Raw genomic sequence first — 975 nt, 5'->3', positions numbered from 1 at the left:
CTCCAGCGCCTGGCGCGCCTGGTCGAGCAGCTGGCCGAAGCGCGCTTCGGCCGCCGCTGGTTGCGCCACCACGATGCGCAGTTCGCGCGGCGAGCGGATGCGGGTCATCGGGGCCTCCCGTTACAGGCCGAGCTGGCCGACCGGGCGCAGGTCGATGTCGCCCAGTTCCTGGAACGAATACACCTGCAGCCACGCCAGTCGCTGCGCGATCATGCGCCGGAAATAGCGCCGGATGTCCATCGACGTGACGACCGCGAGATTCGGCGGCGGATTGGCGCCGACCAGGCGTTCCAGCGAAGCCAGCAACTGGTCGATCTGCTGCGGTTCCAGGGTCAGGTAATTGCCCGCCGGGGTCTGCTTGATCGCCTGGCGGATGGTCTGTTCGACTTCGACGTCGAGCACGATCGCCGGCAGCTGGCCGCCGCCGGCGGCGCGGTGGGCGATGAAGCGGCCCAGGTCGCCGCGCACGTATTCGGTGAGCAGCAACAGGTCTTTTTCCTTGGCGCCCCAGTTCACGAGGCTCTCGAGGATGGCGCGCTGGTTGCGGATCGGCACGTGTTCCTCGAGCAGGCGCTTGAGGACCTCGGCGATGCGCAGCACCGGCATGACTTTCTGCACTTCGGCCACGAGGCCCGGATACTCGGTGCCGACCCGGTCGAGGATCCACTGGGTTTCCTGGACGCCGATGAACAGGTGCGCATGCTCCCGCACCGCCACGCCCACGGCGTCGGCCAGCGCGCGCTCGGCGCGCTCCGGCCTGGCTGGCAACTCGAGCGCGGGCTGCGGCACGTCGTGCAGCATGATCTCGACCGCCATGCCGGCGAGGGAATCGGTCGTCCACACGGCGGCGCGCGGGAACGGCAGCCCCAGCTCGTCGACGAGGACGGCGCGGACGGCCGCGAATGCACGGTTCAGCTCGGCGGCATCGTCATCGGCGTGACCTACCACAGCATGTCGGCGGCGGAGGCGGCCGAC

The 975-nt window shown here is 69.6% G+C and carries 1 protein-coding gene; it reads right to left on the bottom strand.

Annotated features, from left to right (window positions below):
• Positions 1-120 precede the first annotated feature (120 nt).
• Positions 121-975, bottom strand: an 855-nt coding sequence (locus ACEN88_RS32700) for an FHIPEP family type III secretion protein (protein WP_413346426.1), incomplete at its 5' end; no start/stop codon positions are given.

Origin of the sequence: Massilia sp. CT11-108, from assembly GCF_047302915.1 — a bacterium.
GTDB lineage: Bacteria > Pseudomonadota > Gammaproteobacteria > Burkholderiales > Burkholderiaceae_D > Telluria > Telluria orientalis.
Note: the sequence above shows the minus strand (reverse complement) of the source record. Positions and strands in the feature narration are given on the sequence as shown.